Annotated in this window: 14 protein-coding genes and 3 pseudogenes; 8 read left to right on the forward strand and 9 right to left on the reverse strand. The window is 65.3% G+C overall.

What is annotated here, in order from left to right; genetic code table 11:
* Positions 1 to 28 precede the first annotated feature (28 nt).
* The 5 genes and pseudogenes from paaA (at position 29) to paaE (ending at position 3,789) form a co-directional block, all read left to right on the forward strand.
* Positions 29 to 1,047: pseudogene (gene paaA, locus FUT88_RS03945) on the forward strand (1,2-phenylacetyl-CoA epoxidase subunit PaaA).
* 17 nt (positions 1,048 to 1,064) lie between these two features.
* Positions 1,065 to 1,352, forward strand: a complete 288-nt coding sequence (gene paaB, locus FUT88_RS03950) for a 1,2-phenylacetyl-CoA epoxidase subunit PaaB (RefSeq protein WP_004635034.1) — start codon at positions 1,065 to 1,067, stop codon at positions 1,350 to 1,352.
* Between the two features lie 9 nt (positions 1,353 to 1,361).
* On the forward strand, positions 1,362 to 2,162 hold the full coding sequence (gene paaC / locus FUT88_RS03955; protein WP_147213958.1) for a 1,2-phenylacetyl-CoA epoxidase subunit PaaC: 801 nt from the start codon (positions 1,362 to 1,364) through the stop codon (positions 2,160 to 2,162).
* Positions 2,156 to 2,668 carry a 1,2-phenylacetyl-CoA epoxidase subunit PaaD gene (gene paaD / locus FUT88_RS03960; protein ID WP_186829231.1) on the forward strand — a complete coding sequence of 171 codons (513 nt, stop codon included), beginning with the start codon at positions 2,156 to 2,158 and terminating at the stop codon, positions 2,666 to 2,668. The genes paaC and paaD overlap by 7 nt, the downstream gene beginning before the upstream one ends.
* Before the next feature lie 20 nt (positions 2,669 to 2,688).
* Positions 2,689 to 3,789, forward strand: coding sequence for a 1,2-phenylacetyl-CoA epoxidase subunit PaaE (paaE, locus tag FUT88_RS03965; protein WP_147213909.1), 1,101 nt, complete (start codon positions 2,689 to 2,691; stop codon positions 3,787 to 3,789).
* A gap of 3 nt (positions 3,790 to 3,792) precedes the next feature.
* Here paaE and FUT88_RS03970 read toward each other — a convergent pair whose 3' ends face one another.
* On the reverse strand, positions 3,793 to 4,413 hold the full coding sequence (locus FUT88_RS03970) for a TetR/AcrR family transcriptional regulator (RefSeq protein ID WP_147213910.1): 621 nt from the start codon (positions 4,411 to 4,413) through the stop codon (positions 3,793 to 3,795).
* Positions 4,414 to 4,499: 86 nt separating this feature from the next.
* Entirely contained in the window at positions 4,500 to 5,315 is an 816-nt protein-coding gene (pcaD, locus tag FUT88_RS03975; RefSeq protein ID WP_147213911.1) for a 3-oxoadipate enol-lactonase, read from the reverse strand.
* Positions 5,316 to 5,426: 111 nt separating this feature from the next.
* Here pcaD and FUT88_RS03980 point away from each other — a divergent pair.
* Both FUT88_RS03980 and FUT88_RS03985 read left to right on the forward strand, forming a co-directional pair.
* Positions 5,427 to 6,376 (forward strand): annotated as a pseudogene (locus FUT88_RS03980) (LysR family transcriptional regulator).
* Positions 6,377 to 6,498: 122 nt separating this feature from the next.
* Positions 6,499 to 7,316 (forward strand): annotated as a pseudogene (locus FUT88_RS03985) (class I SAM-dependent methyltransferase).
* Positions 7,317 to 7,325: 9 nt separating this feature from the next.
* Here the strand turns inward: FUT88_RS03985 and FUT88_RS03990 are convergent.
* A complete protein-coding gene (locus FUT88_RS03990) occupies positions 7,326 to 7,931 on the reverse strand; it encodes a cysteine dioxygenase family protein (protein ID WP_147213912.1) in 606 nt (201 codons plus the stop codon).
* Between the two features lie 154 nt (positions 7,932 to 8,085).
* On the opposite strand from FUT88_RS03990, the gene metC reads away from it, so the two are divergent.
* The gene (metC, locus tag FUT88_RS03995) at positions 8,086 to 9,330 is read left to right on the forward strand and encodes a cystathionine beta-lyase (protein ID WP_147213913.1); all 1,245 of its coding nucleotides are present in this window, start codon (positions 8,086 to 8,088) and stop codon (positions 9,328 to 9,330) included.
* A gap of 24 nt (positions 9,331 to 9,354) precedes the next feature.
* On the opposite strand, the gene FUT88_RS04000 is transcribed toward metC, so the two are convergent.
* From FUT88_RS04000 to FUT88_RS04025, 6 genes are all read right to left on the reverse strand, one after another.
* Positions 9,355 to 10,212, reverse strand: a complete 858-nt coding sequence (locus FUT88_RS04000; RefSeq protein ID WP_147213914.1) for an amino acid ABC transporter ATP-binding protein — start codon at positions 10,210 to 10,212, stop codon at positions 9,355 to 9,357.
* On the reverse strand, positions 10,199 to 10,882 hold the full coding sequence (locus tag FUT88_RS04005) for an amino acid ABC transporter permease (RefSeq protein ID WP_147213915.1): 684 nt from the start codon (positions 10,880 to 10,882) through the stop codon (positions 10,199 to 10,201). The genes FUT88_RS04000 and FUT88_RS04005 overlap by 14 nt, the downstream gene beginning before the upstream one ends.
* Positions 10,875 to 11,657 carry an amino acid ABC transporter permease gene (locus FUT88_RS04010; RefSeq protein ID WP_147213916.1) on the reverse strand — a complete coding sequence of 261 codons (783 nt, stop codon included), beginning with the start codon at positions 11,655 to 11,657 and terminating at the stop codon, positions 10,875 to 10,877. The genes FUT88_RS04005 and FUT88_RS04010 overlap by 8 nt, the downstream gene beginning before the upstream one ends.
* 14 nt (positions 11,658 to 11,671) lie before the next feature.
* On the reverse strand, positions 11,672 to 12,520 hold the full coding sequence (locus tag FUT88_RS04015) for a transporter substrate-binding domain-containing protein (RefSeq protein WP_147213917.1): 849 nt from the start codon (positions 12,518 to 12,520) through the stop codon (positions 11,672 to 11,674).
* 89 nt (positions 12,521 to 12,609) lie between these two features.
* Entirely contained in the window at positions 12,610 to 13,737 is a 1,128-nt protein-coding gene (locus FUT88_RS04020; RefSeq protein ID WP_147213918.1) for an acyltransferase family protein, read from the reverse strand.
* Between the two features lie 49 nt (positions 13,738 to 13,786).
* Positions 13,787 to 14,965: a sigma-54 interaction domain-containing protein gene (locus tag FUT88_RS04025; protein WP_147213919.1), complete on the reverse strand. Its 1,179-nt coding sequence runs from the start codon at positions 14,963 to 14,965 to the stop codon at positions 13,787 to 13,789.
* Positions 14,966 to 14,988: the final 23 nt, after the last annotated feature.

A 14,988-nucleotide genomic window follows, 5' to 3' on the forward strand; every position in this document is an offset into this window, starting at 1 on the left:
CATGCCGCGCCAGCGGCCGGAGGATCGCATGTACACCCAAAGCCTCGACCAACCCGGCGGTCTGCCCACGGAGCAGGAACTGGCCGCCGCCTCTCAAGGCGAAGCCGATTTGCAGGCGCGCTTCGATGCGCGCATCGGGGCCGACCACAAGATCGAGCCGCAGGACTGGATGCCGGCGCCGTACCGCAAGACGTTGCTGCGGCAGATTTCGCAGCACGCGCATTCCGAGGTGGTCGGCATGCTGCCCGAGGGCAACTGGATCAGCCGCGCGCCGTCGCTCAAGCGCAAGGCCATCCTCCTGGCCAAGGTGCAGGACGAAGCGGGCCACGGCCTCTATCTCTATTCCGCCGCAGAAACACTCGGCAGCTCACGCGACGAGATGATCGACGCCCTGCACGAAGGCCGCGCGAAGTATTCGTCGATCTTCAATTACCCGACGCTCTCCTGGGCAGACGTGGGCGTGATCGGCTGGCTGGTCGATGGCGCGGCCATCATGAACCAGGTGCCGCTGTGCCGTTGCTCATACGGCCCGTATGCGCGCGCCATGATCCGCATCTGCAAGGAAGAGTCGTTCCACCAGCGTCAGGGCTATGAATCGTTGCTGACGATGATGGGCGGCACGCAGGCGCAGCGCGACATGGTGCAGGAAGCCGTCAACCGCTGGTGGTTTCCGGTGCTGATGATGTTCGGGCCGCCCGACACCGCATCGCCCAACAGCGCGCAGACCATGGCCTGGGGCATCAAGCGCATTTCGAACGACGATCTGCGGCAGCGTTTTGTCGATGCCACGGTCGAGCAGGCGCGCGTGCTCGGCGTGACGCTGCCGACCCCGGCCTTACGTGGAACGAAGCGCGCGGCCATTACGATTTCTCGCCGCTCGATTGGTCCGAATTCAAGCGCGTGCTCGATGGTCACGGCCCGTGCAACCGCGAGCGCCTTGCCACCCGCAAGCGCGCACACGAAGAAGGCGAGTGGGTGCGCGAAGCCGCGCTCGCCTACGCACGCAAGCAGGCCGAACGCGCCGCCGCCAATCAACAAGCTGCCTGAACCGGAAGGAGCCCGCCATGCATCAACACGAATGGCCGCTGTGGGAAGTGTTCATCCGCAGCAAGCAGGGCCTGGAGCACAAGCATTGCGGCAGCCTGCACGCCGTGGACGCCAAGCAGGCGCTGCAGATGGCGCGCGATGTCTACACGCGCCGGCAGGAAGGCGTCTCCATCTGGGTGGTGCCCTCGGCCGCCATCACCGCGAGCGAACCTGACGACAAGCCGATGCTCTTCGACCCGATGGCCGACAAGATCTATCGCCACCCGACGTTCTATCGGCTGCCCGATGAAGTCAACCACATGTGAGCCGCGGTGATGACTTCCGACGCGCATCTGCAATACATCCTTCGCCTGGCTGACAACGCGCTGATCCTTGGGCAGCGCAACGCGGAATGGACCGGCCACGGCCCCGTGCTGGAAGAAGACATCGCGCTGTCCAATCTCAGTCTTGATCTGATCGGCCAGGCGCGATTGCTCTACACGCACGCGGGGCAGATCGAAGGCGAGATCACCGGCACACCGCGCACGGAAGACGACTACGCCTACTGGCGCGCCGAGCCGGCTTTCCGCAACTACACGCTGCTCGAGCTGCCCCATGCCGGGCCGCTGGTCGCGACATCCGCGGCGACGCGCGACTACGCCGTCACCATCGTCCGCCACTTCCTGTACGCCGCGTTGATGGTGCCGCTGTGGGAAGCGTTGACGCGTTCGACCGACACCGAGCTGGCCGCCATTGCCGCCAAATCCGTGAAGGAGATGCGTTACCACCTCGCCCATACGCGCGACTGGCTGGTGCGCTTCGGTGATGGCACCGACGAATCGCATGCACGTGCGCAGGCCGCGCTCGACTGGCTGATGCCGTACACGAACGAATTTTTTGCCACAGACGACCTTGAAGCGGCAGCGGCCGAAGCCGGCATCGGCGTGCGTCCGGCAGACCTGCGCGACGCATGGGAGGCGACGGTGCGTGACGCGCTGGACGAGGCCACGCTGCGCTGGCCCGAGCCCGGTCCCTATGTCAGCACCGGCAAGCACGGCGTGCATTCCGAGCATATGGGCTACCTGCTGGCCGAGATGCAGGGATTGGCGCGCCAGTTCCCGGGGGCATCGTGGTAAGCGAGCGATTGCAGCGCGCGCGCATCGCGCTGGAGGCCGTCACCGACCCGGAGATTCCCGTGGTGACGATTGCCGAGCTGGGCATCCTGCGCGATCTCCAGCTCGACGAGGCCGGCACACTGGTCGCGACGATCACGCCCACGTATTCCGGCTGCCCCGCCATGGGGCAGATTTCCGATGACGTGAGCCGGGCGTTGCAGGCAGCGGACGTGGGTGCGTATCGCGTGCGTTCGGTGCTGTCGCCGGCATGGACGACGGATTGGATTACCGCTGAAGGGCGCCGCAAGCTGCGCGACTTTGGCATTGCCCCGCCGGCGCACGTGGCGGACGACGGCGGGGCTCGCCCGATTCGTCTCACGCGTCCCGCGCAGGCCGAGCATATTGCCTGCCCGCAATGCGGGTCGCACGATACGGCGCTCATTTCCGCCTTCGGCTCAACGGCCTGCAAAGCGCTGTACCGCTGCCGCGCGTGCCGCGAGCCGTTCGACTACTTCAAGCCTTACTGAGCCCACCGGGCACGACCGCCATGACCCCGCAATTCCACCCCTTGCGTGTTGCCGAAGTGCGCGGCGAGACGGCCGATACGATTTCCGTGCGCTTTGACGTGCCGAATGACCTGCGCGATGCGTACCGCTTTACGCAGGGCCAGTTCCTGACGCTGCGCGTGCCGCCGGGCCACTTGCCCGGACATGAAGAACTGCGGCGTTCGTATTCGATCTGCTGCGCCGTGCAGGACTACGACGCGCACGGCGAGTTGCGTGTGGCGGTCAAGCGCGTCGATGCGGGGGTCTTCTCCAACCACTTGCACGATCGCATCCGCGTGGGCCAGACGCTCGATGTGCTGCCGCCGGATGGCCGCTTCTACGTGCCGCTGGCGGCCGAAAGCGCGCGCCACTACGTCGCCTTCGCGGCCGGCAGCGGCATCACGCCGATCCTGTCGCTCATCAAGACGACGCTGGCGGCGGAGCCGCAGAGCCGCTTCACGCTGGTCTACGGCAATCGCAGCGTCGACAGCATCATCTTTGGCGAGGCCCTCGAAGACCTGAAGGACCGCTATCTCGATCGCTTCGCGCTGTATCACGTGCTGTCGCGCCAGGCGCAGGAGATTGCGTTGTTCAACGGCCGGCTCGACGGTGCGAAGGTGCATGCGTTTCTGGATGCGCTGATTCCGCCGGACGATATCGATGCCGCTTTCATCTGCGGCCCGTCGACGATGATCGATGCCGTGGAAGCCGCGCTGCTTGAGCGCGGTGTGCCGCGCGAGCGCGTGCATGCCGAACGCTTTGGCGTACCGGTGGGCGATGCGACGGCAGCGGCCAAACCACGCAAGCATGCCGCCGTCGCGGGCGATGTGGCGCTGACCGTTGTACTCGACGGCAAATCGCACGAGGTGCCGATGGCGGGTGACGCCAAGGTGCTGGACAGTGCGCTGAGTGCGGGGCTGGATCTGCCCTATGCGTGCAAGGGCGGCGTGTGCTGCACGTGCCGCGCCAAGGTGCTGGAAGGCCGTGTGGAGATGGAGAAGAACTTCACGCTGGAAGACTGGGAGATCCAGCAGGGGTTTGTGCTGACCTGCCAGGCGAGGCCGCTCACGCAGCGCGTGGTGGTCAGCTACGATGAGCGTTGAGCGTCAGCCCTTTTTTCCGTCCGGGCCGCCCAGCCCGTTCTCCAGCATGTCGATCACCATTTCCGCATAGCCTTCATACGAAAGTGGCCCGTCGGGTTTCAGCCAGGTGAAGGTCCAGTTCATCATGCCGAACAGCATCATCGTGATGGGCGTGCGGTTGGCCTCGTCCACCTTGCTCGGATAAGCCGCCCCGAGCTGTCGGCCCACCGCGGCCACCACGTCGCGTTCACGCGCGAGCACGATGTCGCGCTGCTCCGGCGCCAGGTATTTCACATCATTGAGCAAGGCCACATGCCGCGTGCGCGATGTGGCGTATTCGGCCAGGAACGTACGGATCAGCAGATGCAGCGTGGCGCGTGCCGAGAGCTTGGCGTGGCGCGCGTCGCTCTCGGCGCGTTCAACCAGATCGGCCAGCCGGCGCGTGTAGCGGTCGAGCAGGTCGAACAGGATGGCTTCCTTGCCTTCGTAGTAGTGATACAGCCGCGATTTGGAGCCGCCGCACGCAGCGGCAAGCTGGTTCATCGACACGCTCGGGTAGCTGTCGGCCGCAAAGGCTTCGGCGGCGGTGTCGAGCACGCTTTCGCGGCGCAACTCGAATTCGTCTTCGTTCTTGACGCGGGACATGGCGGGCGGCACATCGGTTGGATGGCCGCCATGTTAACCGGCTGGGTTGCCGTGTGTCGATGCTGCATTGATGCTGCAACAAGGCGTCAGACGGTTTCGTGCACGCCCAGGAAATCCAGCACGGCTTCGACAAACGCGTCCGGCTGCTCCACGTTGGCGAGATGCACGGTGTCGAGCAGGCGCAATTGCGCGCCCGCAATGGCAGCCGCAATCTCCTCGCCATGGCGGGCAGACGTCACGGTGTCGTGCCGGCCGGCAATGACGAGCGTCGGATGCGTGATCAGCGTGATCGTGCGGCGCAGATCGGCATCGCGCACGGCTGCCCAGCCACCGATGATGCCCTCGCGCGGCGTTGTCAGCAGCGTGCGGCGGAACGGTGCAACGGCCGGGTCATTGGCCTCCAGCATGCGCGCCGGAAACCAGTTGCGCAGGAACGTTTCCGTTGTTGCCTGCATGTCGGGCGCTTGCTGAAGCTCGGCGATGGCCTGATCGAAATACTGCGTCGGGCCGATGTGCGCGGCTGTATTCGAGAGGATCAGCCGGTCGATGCGTTCCGGCGCATGGATCGCCAGCCACTGCGCCACGATGCCGCCGAGCGACAGCCCCAGCATATGCACGCGCTGGATGCCCAGCGCATCGAGCAGCTCGACCACGTCACGACCGAGCCGATCGATCGAATAGGCGCCGGCTGGCGCATCCGAAGCGCCGTGGCCGCGCGCGTCGTAGCGCAGCACGTGAAAGTGCTCGCCCAGGCGCGGCACGGTCACGTCCCACATGTGCAGGTCGGTGCCGATGGAGTTGGCCAGCAGCAGGACGGGCTTGCCGGCGGTGCCATCAAAGCGATAGGCGAGACGTGTGCCGTCACCGGCGGTGATGAAGGAGAGGTCGTTGCGGGTGGTCATGTTGGGCTCCTGGGAAAGACGGTGGAAACGATTGGGATGCCGTCATCCTAGAAGCCGACGCGGCTGGCCGATACTATGAAGTTTGGACGAACTTTGTAGGTTTTGCCGACAATGCAGAACTTCACGCTTCATGAGCTGCAGTGCTTCGACGCGGTGGTCACCGGTGGCAGTTTCCAGGCAGCGGCCGAGCGGTTGCATCGCTCGCACCCGTCTGTGTTTGCGGCGGTCGCCAAGCTGGAAGGACAGTTGGGTCTAAACCTGCTGGATCGCAGCGGTTATCGCGTGCGCTTGACGGAAGCGGGGCGATCGTTCCACCGCAAGGTGCAGTCGTTGCTGCGTGAGAGCGAGGAGCTGCGGACCCACGCAAAACAGCTTGCGATGGGCGAGGAGGCCGAGCTGCGCGTGGTGCTGGGTGACCTGTGTCCGCTGCAGCCCGTGCTGGCACTGCTGAGTCAATTCTTCGGCCAGTGTCCGCAAACGCGGCTGCAATTGCAGTTCGAAGCCGTCACCGGGCCATGGGAGCGCTTGCTGGAAGACGATGCGGACCTGATCGTCCACCGCGTGCCGAAAGGCGACGTGCGCATGGAGTGGATCGACTTGGGCAAGATCGCCATGGTGCCGGTGGTGGCGCCGGGGTTTTTGCCGTTCGCCATCACGTCGGCCATCACGCCGCAGCAGATGCAGCGCTTCATGCAGTGCGTCATCAACGATTCCGCGCGAACCCGCCCGAGCACTCCCATTTCGTCATCGACGGTGCGCCGCAGTGTGCCGTGCCCGATCAATTGATGAAGAAAGAGTTGATTCTCCACGGCATGGCATGGGGGCATCTGCCGCGTTTCCTGATCGAGACGGAACTGCGCGAGGGGACGTTGCTGTCGATTGCGGGGCGCCATTTTCCCGGCATGGTGCAGGAGCTGGTGGTCGCGCGCAGGCGCGATCAGCCGCATGGGCCGGTCGCCAACCGGCTGTGGGGCTTCCTTGGCGACCACGCGCCGGTGCTGAAGCCTGCGTTGGGCCGTATGCCACGTCAGGCGGCCGCGGCCGTCCGAAAGCGCGTGTAGTTTGCAGACACGTCCATGCCTGGGCAGGCTCGCCATCTAGTCGACTTGGCGGAGTGCCCGCCGCGCGGTTCCCGACTATAACCATTCATGCCCGATCCTTTCACGGGCAAAGGTGGTGAATGATGAGTGCACATGGCACCGATCAGGTTTTCTCGGGTTCCATTCCCGAGCTGTACGACACGTTGCTGGTGCCGCTGATCTTCGCGCCGTATGCGCAGGACATGGCCGTGCGGGCGACGGCATGTCAGCCGCAGCGCGTGCTGGAGGTCGCCGCCGGTACCGGCGCGGTGACGCGTGCCTTGGCGCAAGCACTGCCGGCCACTACCGAGATTGTGGCGACCGACCTGAACCCCCCGATGCTAGAGCGTGCGGCTGCCGTGGGCACATGCCGGCCCGTCACGTGGCAGCCGGCGGATGCGCAGCAACTTCCGTTTGCCGACGGCAGTTTCGATTTGGTGATCTGCCAGTTTGGCGTGATGTTCTTTCCGGACCGGCCCAAGGCCTTTGCCGAAGCACGACGTGTGCTGACGGCGGGCGGCAAGCTGCTCTTCAGCGTGTGGGACCGGATCGAAGACAACGACTTTGCGAATGCGGTGACGAAGGCGCTGGCGAAACGCTTTCCGGAAAACCCGCCGATGTTTCTCGCGCGCACGCCGCATGGCCATTACGATCCGGCGCCGATTCAGGCCGACGCCCGCGCGGCGGCTTCACCGCAGAGGTCACGTACGACGTTGTTACCGCACGCAGCCGGGCAGACACCGCGCGCACCGTCGCCACCGCCTATTGCCAAGGCACGCCGGTGCGCGCCGAGCTGGAGGCGATCGGTGGCAATGCACTGGCCGACGCCACTGACGTGTGTACCGATGCGTTGGCCGCCCGGTTCGGCACAGGGCCGGTCGAAGGCAAAATCCAGGCGGTGATGTTCAGCGTGACAGCCTGAAGCGGACGATCAAGCGGCTTGCTTGGTCGCGCTCATGTAGTTGCGGTTGTAGTTCAGCACGCGGCCCGTGGCCAGGTCATAGCCGACGCGCCCCGCCAGGGTTTCCAGCGCTCGGCCATACAGGTGGAAATGGCGGGTGGGTGTGTTGCCCAGCACGTGGATGCTGTGGATGTCGTCGTCGACGAACGTGATGGGCGTGCCGGGCTGTACCACGACTTCGCGCGACAGGGCCAGTGTGGCGCGCTCGGGGTCGCGGCCGTCGTCGGTGCGTGTGTAGACGCGGTTCAACTCTTCGCCTTCGAGCGCCACGATGACCGCCCACGTGGTGTGGTTGTGCGGCGGCGTGGTCTTGCCCGGGTTGATGGAGTTCAGGTAGAGCGCGAAGGTCTGGTCGGGCTCCACGTGCAGCAGGTAACGGCTGGAGGCATCGGCATCGCCCGCTGCGGGCGGCGGGAAGGCATCGAGCGGGAACAGCGCTTCCTGCGCGGCAAGTTCATGCAGACGATCGGCAATGCGTGCAAGCGATGCCTGCGTAATGCCATCTTGCGCGGCAATGGCGCGGATGGCGACGAGGGTCTGGCGGACGGCGTGGTCGCGTTGCTGGGCGAGGCTCATGGCAGCTCAAAGCGGATCGGTGAAGCACTCAGTGTAGGGCGCCGGCACCGCACGACCAACGCAGCATCCTGCATATGGTTAGACGCATCGGTTCGTTCTCGGGCGCGGGGTGGCGTGCCTAACATGGGCCTCTTCAGAAACACGCGAGGCCTGCATGACACGCTCTTCCATCGACGCTCATTCCAACGCGCCGGATGCCTCGGGTTCTCTTGCAACACGCCTCGTCCACGCAGGCAGCCCGCCGTTCGTGGAGGGCACTGCGCCGGTCAACGTGCCGGTGGAGCGCACCAGCACCGTCCGCCATGCCAGCACCGCCGCGCAGCATGACGTCCACGCGCGCCGCAAGGCCGGCGAGAACATCGCCAGCTACGGCCGCCACGGTTCACAAACGCATCGCGCGCTGGAGGATGCGCTGCTGGCCCTTGAAGGCGGCGTGCGCGCGTTCCTTGTGCCATCGGGCTTGTCGGCGATTTCGCTGACGTTCCTGGCGCTGTTGTCGCCCGGTGACCACGTAGTCGTGACGGACAGCGTGTATGCGCCCGTGCGCCGGCTCGACACCGGTCTGCTGCAACGCCTGGGCATTGAACTGACCTATGTGGACCCGCGCGACGGGCAGCTCGAAGCGGCCATCCGGCCGCACACGCGGCTCATCTATACGGAATCGCCGGGGTCGCTGCTCTATGAAATCTATGACTTGCGTGCCATCGTCCGAATAGCGCAACGGCACGGCATCGCGCTGGCCACAGACAACACCTGGGCGTCTGGCATTCTCTTCCGGCCGCTCGATGCAGGGGCAGACATTTCAATCCTGGCCGCCACCAAGTACGTGGCCGGGCATTCCGATGTGATGCTGGGCGCCGTCATTGCCCGCACCGATGCCGTGGCCGCGCGTATTGCCGCCGCACATGATGTGCTCGGCCTCACGATCGGCGCCGATGATGCTTATCTGGCGCTGCGCGGCGTGCGCACGTTGCCGGTGCGCATGGCCCAGCACCAGCGCAATGCCACGCGCGTGGCGCAGTGGCTGCAGGCGCAGCCGGGTGTGGGGCGGGTGTTTTATCCGGCATTGCCGGGTGACCCGGGTTACGTGCTGTGGCAGCGGGATTTCTCGGGCGCCAACGGGCTCGTTTCATTCGTGCTGGAAGGCGCGGATCAGCACGCCGCAGAACGGGTCGCCGATGCGTTGCGGTTGTTTGCGATTGGCGCCTCGTGGGGCGGGTACGAAAGCCTCGTCACCGTGGTTGCGCCCGAAAGGCTGACGGACCACGCGCAATGGGATCAAGCCGGTGCCGTGCTGCGTCTGCATGTCGGCCTGGAAGATGCAGATGACCTCATTGCCGATCTGGAGCAGGCGCTGCAGCACGCGCCCGTGGCCGCGCTGCACGCGATTGGCGGTTGAAGCTCAAAGGTCACAGGTCAAAGGTCAGACGGCAAACGTCGCGCTGGTGAAGGCAGCGTGCCATGGTGCATGCACGGTCGGTCGCGCACCTGCATGACCCGATAGCGTGCGCGATAGGAATGCACGCGTGCGGTCGCTCGTCGGGGAGGAGAAAACCTGTTCTGCCGAGCCGCGTTCCACCACGACACCGTGTTCCGTGAACACCACCTCGTCGCTGATCGCCCGCGCGAAGGCCATTTCATGCGTGACCAGCACGCAGGTCAGGCCATCGTCGACCAATTCGCCGATGACGTTGAGCACTTCGCCCACCGTTTCCGGATCGAGCGCGGACGTCACTTCATCGAACAGGATCAGTTCCGGTTTCATGGCCAGCGCACGCGCAATGGCCACGCGCTGTTGCTGCCCGCCGGACAGCTGCCCCGGGTATGCGCGCGCCTTGTCTGCCAGGCCCACTTTCTTGAGCAGCGCATGCGCGGTGGCTTCAGCCTCCGACCGCGCTTTGCCGAGCACGCGCACGGGTGCGGCGACCAGGTTGTCGAGCACGCTGAGGTGCGGAAACAGGTTGTATTGCTGGAACACAAAGCCGATGCGCTTGCGCAGGGCAATGGTGTCTTCTTCGGTGTTGAGCTGGTCGACGCGGATGCCGTCCACGGTGATGCTGCCGCGCTGCGGCCGAAGCAAGCCGCTGATGCAGCGCAGGAGCGTCGACTTGCCCGAGCCCGACGGCCCGATGATCGACACGGCCTGGCCACGCTGCACGTCGAGGTCGATGCCCGACAGCACCGGCGTGATGCCGAAACTCAAATGCACGTCGCGGAGTGAGACAAGCGGTGGGGCAACCGGCGTAGATGCATCGAGAGGAAGAAGATCAGGCAGCGACATGCGCGCGCTCCATGCGCCGGGTCAGGCGCGAAATCAGGTAGCAGTAAACGAAGAACAGGGCGAGCACGGTGAAGTAGGTCAGCACCGTAAACGGCGTGCGATTGACCGTGTTGCTGGCGATCTGGGCGGTGTCGAGCAGATCGTGCACGCCCACCAGCGACGCCAGTGCCGTGCCCATGGTGATGACGGCGTACAGGTTCATCCACGAAGGCAGCATGCGGCGCACGCACTGCGGCAGCACGATGCGCCAGAGGATGTCGCGCCGCGTAAACGCCAGCGACGCTGCGGCTTCCCACTGCGTATGCGGGATCGACTGCACCGCGCCACGGAAGATTTCCGCCACGTGCGCACTTGCCGGCAATGCCAGCGCGAATGTCACCTTGAGCCAATCCGGAAACGGGATCACGTGGCCGTGTACGACAATTTCGAAGGGCACCGCGTACGCAATGCCGTAAACCAGTACAAGCCAGGGCGCATTGCGAAACGCAACGACATAGCCGCCGGCGAGCTGCCTTAGCCCGCGCACCGACGACAAATGCAGTGCGCCGATCGCCAGCCCCACCAAGGTGCCGAACCCGACGGCCAGCAAGCTGATGCCGACGTTGATGCCCAGCCCCCGCAGCAAAGCTGGCGACCAATGGAAAAGCGTGGCGAGAAGGGTGTCAGGCATGCGCGGCGCTCCCCAATGCGGTGTGGCCAGCGGCGCCGTAACCGGGCATCTGCAACCGGCGTTCGATCCATACGCCCAGCGCATGCACGGCATAGGTCACCACGCCGTAGAACAGCAGCAAGAGCACCATGCATTCGAGCACGTTGTCGCGCTGTGTCCAGATCATCAGCGCGCTATACGTGAGGTCGCCCACCGCAATGGCGGATGCCAGCGACGATGCCTTTACCAGCTCGACGGTGTTGTTCATCAGCGAGGGCCATGCCGCGCGAAGTGCGAGCGGCAGTTGCACGCGCCACAGGCGCTCGCGTGCGCTGAAGCCGAGCGAAGTTGCGGCTTCCAGCATGGCGGGCGGCACGGCTTCAATGCCGGCACGCAGGGCTTCCGCATGAAACGCCGCCTTGTGTAGCGAGAGCAACGTCACCGCCCAGAAGAACGGCGTGAGCGGATTGGTCAACTGCCACTGCGCCAGCGTTTGCGTGATCAGCGTGTTGACGACGAGAAACGCGCAGCACAACTGCACGAGCGTGGGCGTGTTGCGCGTCAGTTCGATAAAGCCCTGCGCCAGCCATCTCACGCGCTTATGCGGCGACACCAGCAGCCGCGCGAGCCCAACACCAAAGACGAGGCTCAGCACCACGGTGCTGAGCATCACCAGCAGCGAAACTTTCGCGCCTTGCAGCAGCGCATTGCGCTCGTACGCCTCGGCCAGAAAGCCGTAGTCGAGGCCGGTGTGGCGGACCAGCGCAATCGCCCGCGCGAGCAGATCGTCAGTCAACTGCAGCCTCTCGATCAGCCGCGCGTGGCCTTCAGCTTGTCATGCCATTCGACCAGCGCGGGCGAAGGCGGCAGGATGCCGTTCTTCTTCTCCGTTTCGATCAGCCAGCCGGTGCGGTGCCAGCCCTGGACGATGCGGTCGAGGGCGGCCACGGTGTCGTTCTCGCCCTTGCGCGCCCAGATGACCGTGGGCGAAGGGATGAGGTCCGGGCCGACGATGCGGTAGTCCTTCCATTCGGGGTTGCTGCGGGGCAGCGGCTGCAGCAGCGTGGCGTCGTGCACGGCGGCAGCGCAGTTGTTGCCGCGCAGGGCCAGCAAGGACTCGGCCGGGCTCTTGAACCCCTTGGGCGTGGCACCAATGTCGGCTGCCAACGGCTTGGCATAGCTGCTGCCTTGCGACAGGCAAACGTCCTTGCCCTTCAGGTCGCTCCACTGGTGCACCGGGCTGTCTTTCGGGACCAACGCCACGCCGCCCACGCGGTAGTACGGCGTCGGCACGTGGGCGAGCAGGTCTGCGCGCTCGGGGTTCAGCTCCATCGCCGCAACCAGGACGTCAACACGCCCCTGCTGCAGAAATTGCACGCGGTTGGAAGGTTGCACCTGCACCGTCTCCACTTCCACGCCAAGCCCGCGCCCGAGTGCCTGGGCAAGGTCGACGTTGAAGCCCGTACCGCGCTGTGTGACGGGGTCGATGGAGCCGAATGGCCCGCCCGACAGCACCACGCCCACGACAAGCTTCTTGCGCTGCTGGATCTTGTCGAGCGTGGCATCAGCATGTGCCGCTGTTGCACTGAACGCGGCGGCCGCTGCCAACGCGACGGCAGCGAAGACGGATCGGCGGAACGAGGAAGAAGGGGCGGACATGGCACGCGACAGATTGTTTCTGAAGCAGCCATTGTCCGAGACGCCCGTCGTGCAACGAACGAATAAAAACCGGAAACGTTATGCGCCGCTCAGGGCTTTTGCGGCCCGAGGCGGGTCCGCAAGGCCCGCCGGCGGTTGCGCATCCAGTCGACGGCGCGGCGGCCGAGGGCGATGGATGGCAGTTCGACATAGCGATGCAGCAGCACGGCCAGCGCCAGCGTGAGCGCGAGGTTGACGGCAAACAGCATCAACTGCGTGCCGAGCCACTCCGGCGCGAGCCTCCCCACCACGCGATGCGTGGCTTCAATCACGCTCGGGTGCACGAGGTACAGCGCATACGACAACTCGCCCAGCCAGGCGGCGACGCGCGGCACGCGAAGCTCGCCGCAGTGCTCCATGGCCACCATGCCGATCAACAACGCGCCGGCGGGCAGGCCCCGCGCGAGCAGATCGAATTTCGGGACCGGGCCGACGACCGACATCACGAACGTTGCCGCGCCAATCGCCATCAGGACACGCGCAACGGCCGGTGTCAGGCGATGCCGATGTGCCGCATACAGCCATGCCAGCCCGGCGCCCAACAGGAACTCCAGCACCAGCGGGTTGGCTGCCATGGCCTGCAATGGCGTGGCCCAGTCGTACAACGCTTCCGGGTTGCGCTGCACGACGCCGTTGTGCCAGAACGGCACGATGATCGTTGTCGTGAACAGCGCCAACGCCACCAGCCCAAGCGCGCGCCGTCCGAACAGCGCCAGCCCCACCGCGCACAACGCGTAGAAAAACACTTCGTAGTTGAGCGACCAGCCGACGTACAGCGCCGGATAGCCGAAGTACGGCGCATCCACATTGGCCTGCGGCAAAAACGCCAGCGAAGTGAGCAATACGCCCGACGAGACGGGATTGAGCCACGTCGAATGCAGGACCGACATCAGCCAGTAGGGCGGCGCCAGGCGGAACGCCCGCTTGACGAGAAATTCGTCGGCCGGCTCCGGCCCCTTGGGGCCGAGAATGGCCACCCACGCAATGATGAAGCCGCTGATGACGAAGAACACGTCCACACCGACATGCCCGCGCTTGATCACATGCGACGTCAGCCACGCAAGCGCAGGGACGTCGACATGGGCCAGGGCAAGTCCGGAATGGAACACCACGACATACAGCGCAGCGAAGCCCCGCAGCGCCTGGATGCTGAGTAGAGAAGACGAAGAACGGTTCACGCGGGATGGCTATCGATAACGCAGAGAGCAACCCACGCTGGCAAGCAAGCTACGTGCCCATCACGTCTTCGTGTGCCGGTGTTGCAGGCGTTGAGGCAAAAGGTGATGTGCGCGGCGCGCCAACCTCGCCCAGGCGAATCAGCCGGGCCCGCACCACGTTGCGGCTGACCCCGAGCACGCGCGCGGCGTCGCTTTGGCTGTAGTGGCAGTACCGGAATACCTCCCGGAACAGCGCGTCTTCCACCACCTGATAGACATTCCCGACGCTGTCGTTGCAGAGGTGCTGGATCGCTTGGCATAGCAGGGCAGCTTCGTCTGCACTGGACGGGTCGGGCGGTTGCGCGGTCGGCGGGGCGGTGGAGGCGATTGGCGGCTCGGTCTCGGGCCGGGCCTGCGCCACCGCCTGCGCCGGGGAACTGGCAGGGCGGCTGGACAGCCGCAGGTCGGACGCGTCGATGGTGTTTCCGTCGCAGAGCAGGAGCGTCCGATGAATGACGTTTTCAAGCTCGCGCACGTTGCCGTGCCAGGGGCTCTGTGTCAGCAGGCGTTCGGCCGCCGGTGTGAGCGTCGCGCGCGCGTGGCCGAGTCGCTTGCTGTAGGTGTTGATGAAGTAGCGTGCCAGCGGAACGATGTCGCCCGGACGCTCCTTCAGCGTGAGGACGTTGAGATTGACGACATTCAGCCGGTAGTAGAGATCCTTGCGAAAGCGCTTCTCCTGGACGAGCGTTTCCAGGTCGACGGTCGTGGCCGCGACGATCCGGAGATCGACCGGAATGGGCGTGCGCCCGCCCAGGCGTACGATTTCGCGCTCCTGCAGCACGCGCAACAGCTTGTTCTGCACAGGCAAGGGCAAGTCGTTGACCTCGTCGAGGAAGATCGTCCCGCCGTTCGCCTGCTCGAACCACCCCACCTGCGTGCCGAATGCGCCGGCGAACGCGCCGTTTTCGTGGCCGAAGAGTTCTGCATCGACGAGCGTGTCGGAGAACGCTCCGCAGCTCACCACCACGAATGGACCACCCTGCCGCGCGCTGCGGTTGTGCAGGTAGCGGGCAATCAGCTCTTTGCCCGTGCCGGTTTCACCAGAGATCAGCACCGCCGCGTCGCTGGGCGCGACCTGTTCGACTTCATCGAGCAGGGCGCGGGAGCGCGGATCCTCGAAGATCCATTCTGGCGTGCTGGCCGCCGACTCCTGGCCAAGCGGCGGAGGCCATACAGGGAACGTCGCCATGATTTTTCATTCAGCGCGTGGGG

This window comes from Ralstonia sp. TCR112 (assembly GCF_007997035.1).
GTDB classification, from domain to species: Bacteria; Pseudomonadota; Gammaproteobacteria; order Burkholderiales; family Burkholderiaceae; genus Ralstonia; species Ralstonia edaphi.

Excerpts from the sequence above, each read along its gene's own strand:
- paaB (WP_004635034.1), top strand. The coding sequence starts at position 1,065 with ATGCATCAACACGAATGGCCGCTGTGGGAAGTGTTCATCCGCAGCAAG.
- paaC (WP_147213958.1), top strand. The coding sequence starts at position 1,362 with ATGACTTCCGACGCGCATCTGCAATACATCCTTCGCCTGGCTGACAAC.
- paaE (WP_147213909.1), top strand. The coding sequence starts at position 2,689 with ATGACCCCGCAATTCCACCCCTTGCGTGTTGCCGAAGTGCGCGGCGAG.
- FUT88_RS03970 (WP_147213910.1), bottom strand. The coding sequence starts at position 4,413 with ATGTCCCGCGTCAAGAACGAAGACGAATTCGAGTTGCGCCGCGAAAGC.
- pcaD (WP_147213911.1), bottom strand. The coding sequence starts at position 5,315 with ATGACCACCCGCAACGACCTCTCCTTCATCACCGCCGGTGACGGCACA.
- FUT88_RS03990 (WP_147213912.1), bottom strand. The coding sequence starts at position 7,931 with ATGAGCCTCGCCCAGCAACGCGACCACGCCGTCCGCCAGACCCTCGTC.
- metC (WP_147213913.1), top strand. The coding sequence starts at position 8,086 with ATGACACGCTCTTCCATCGACGCTCATTCCAACGCGCCGGATGCCTCG.
- FUT88_RS04000 (WP_147213914.1), bottom strand. The coding sequence starts at position 10,212 with ATGTCGCTGCCTGATCTTCTTCCTCTCGATGCATCTACGCCGGTTGCC.
- FUT88_RS04005 (WP_147213915.1), bottom strand. The coding sequence starts at position 10,882 with ATGCCTGACACCCTTCTCGCCACGCTTTTCCATTGGTCGCCAGCTTTG.
- FUT88_RS04015 (WP_147213917.1), bottom strand. The coding sequence starts at position 12,520 with ATGTCCGCCCCTTCTTCCTCGTTCCGCCGATCCGTCTTCGCTGCCGTC.
- FUT88_RS04025 (WP_147213919.1), bottom strand. The coding sequence starts at position 14,965 with ATGGCGACGTTCCCTGTATGGCCTCCGCCGCTTGGCCAGGAGTCGGCG.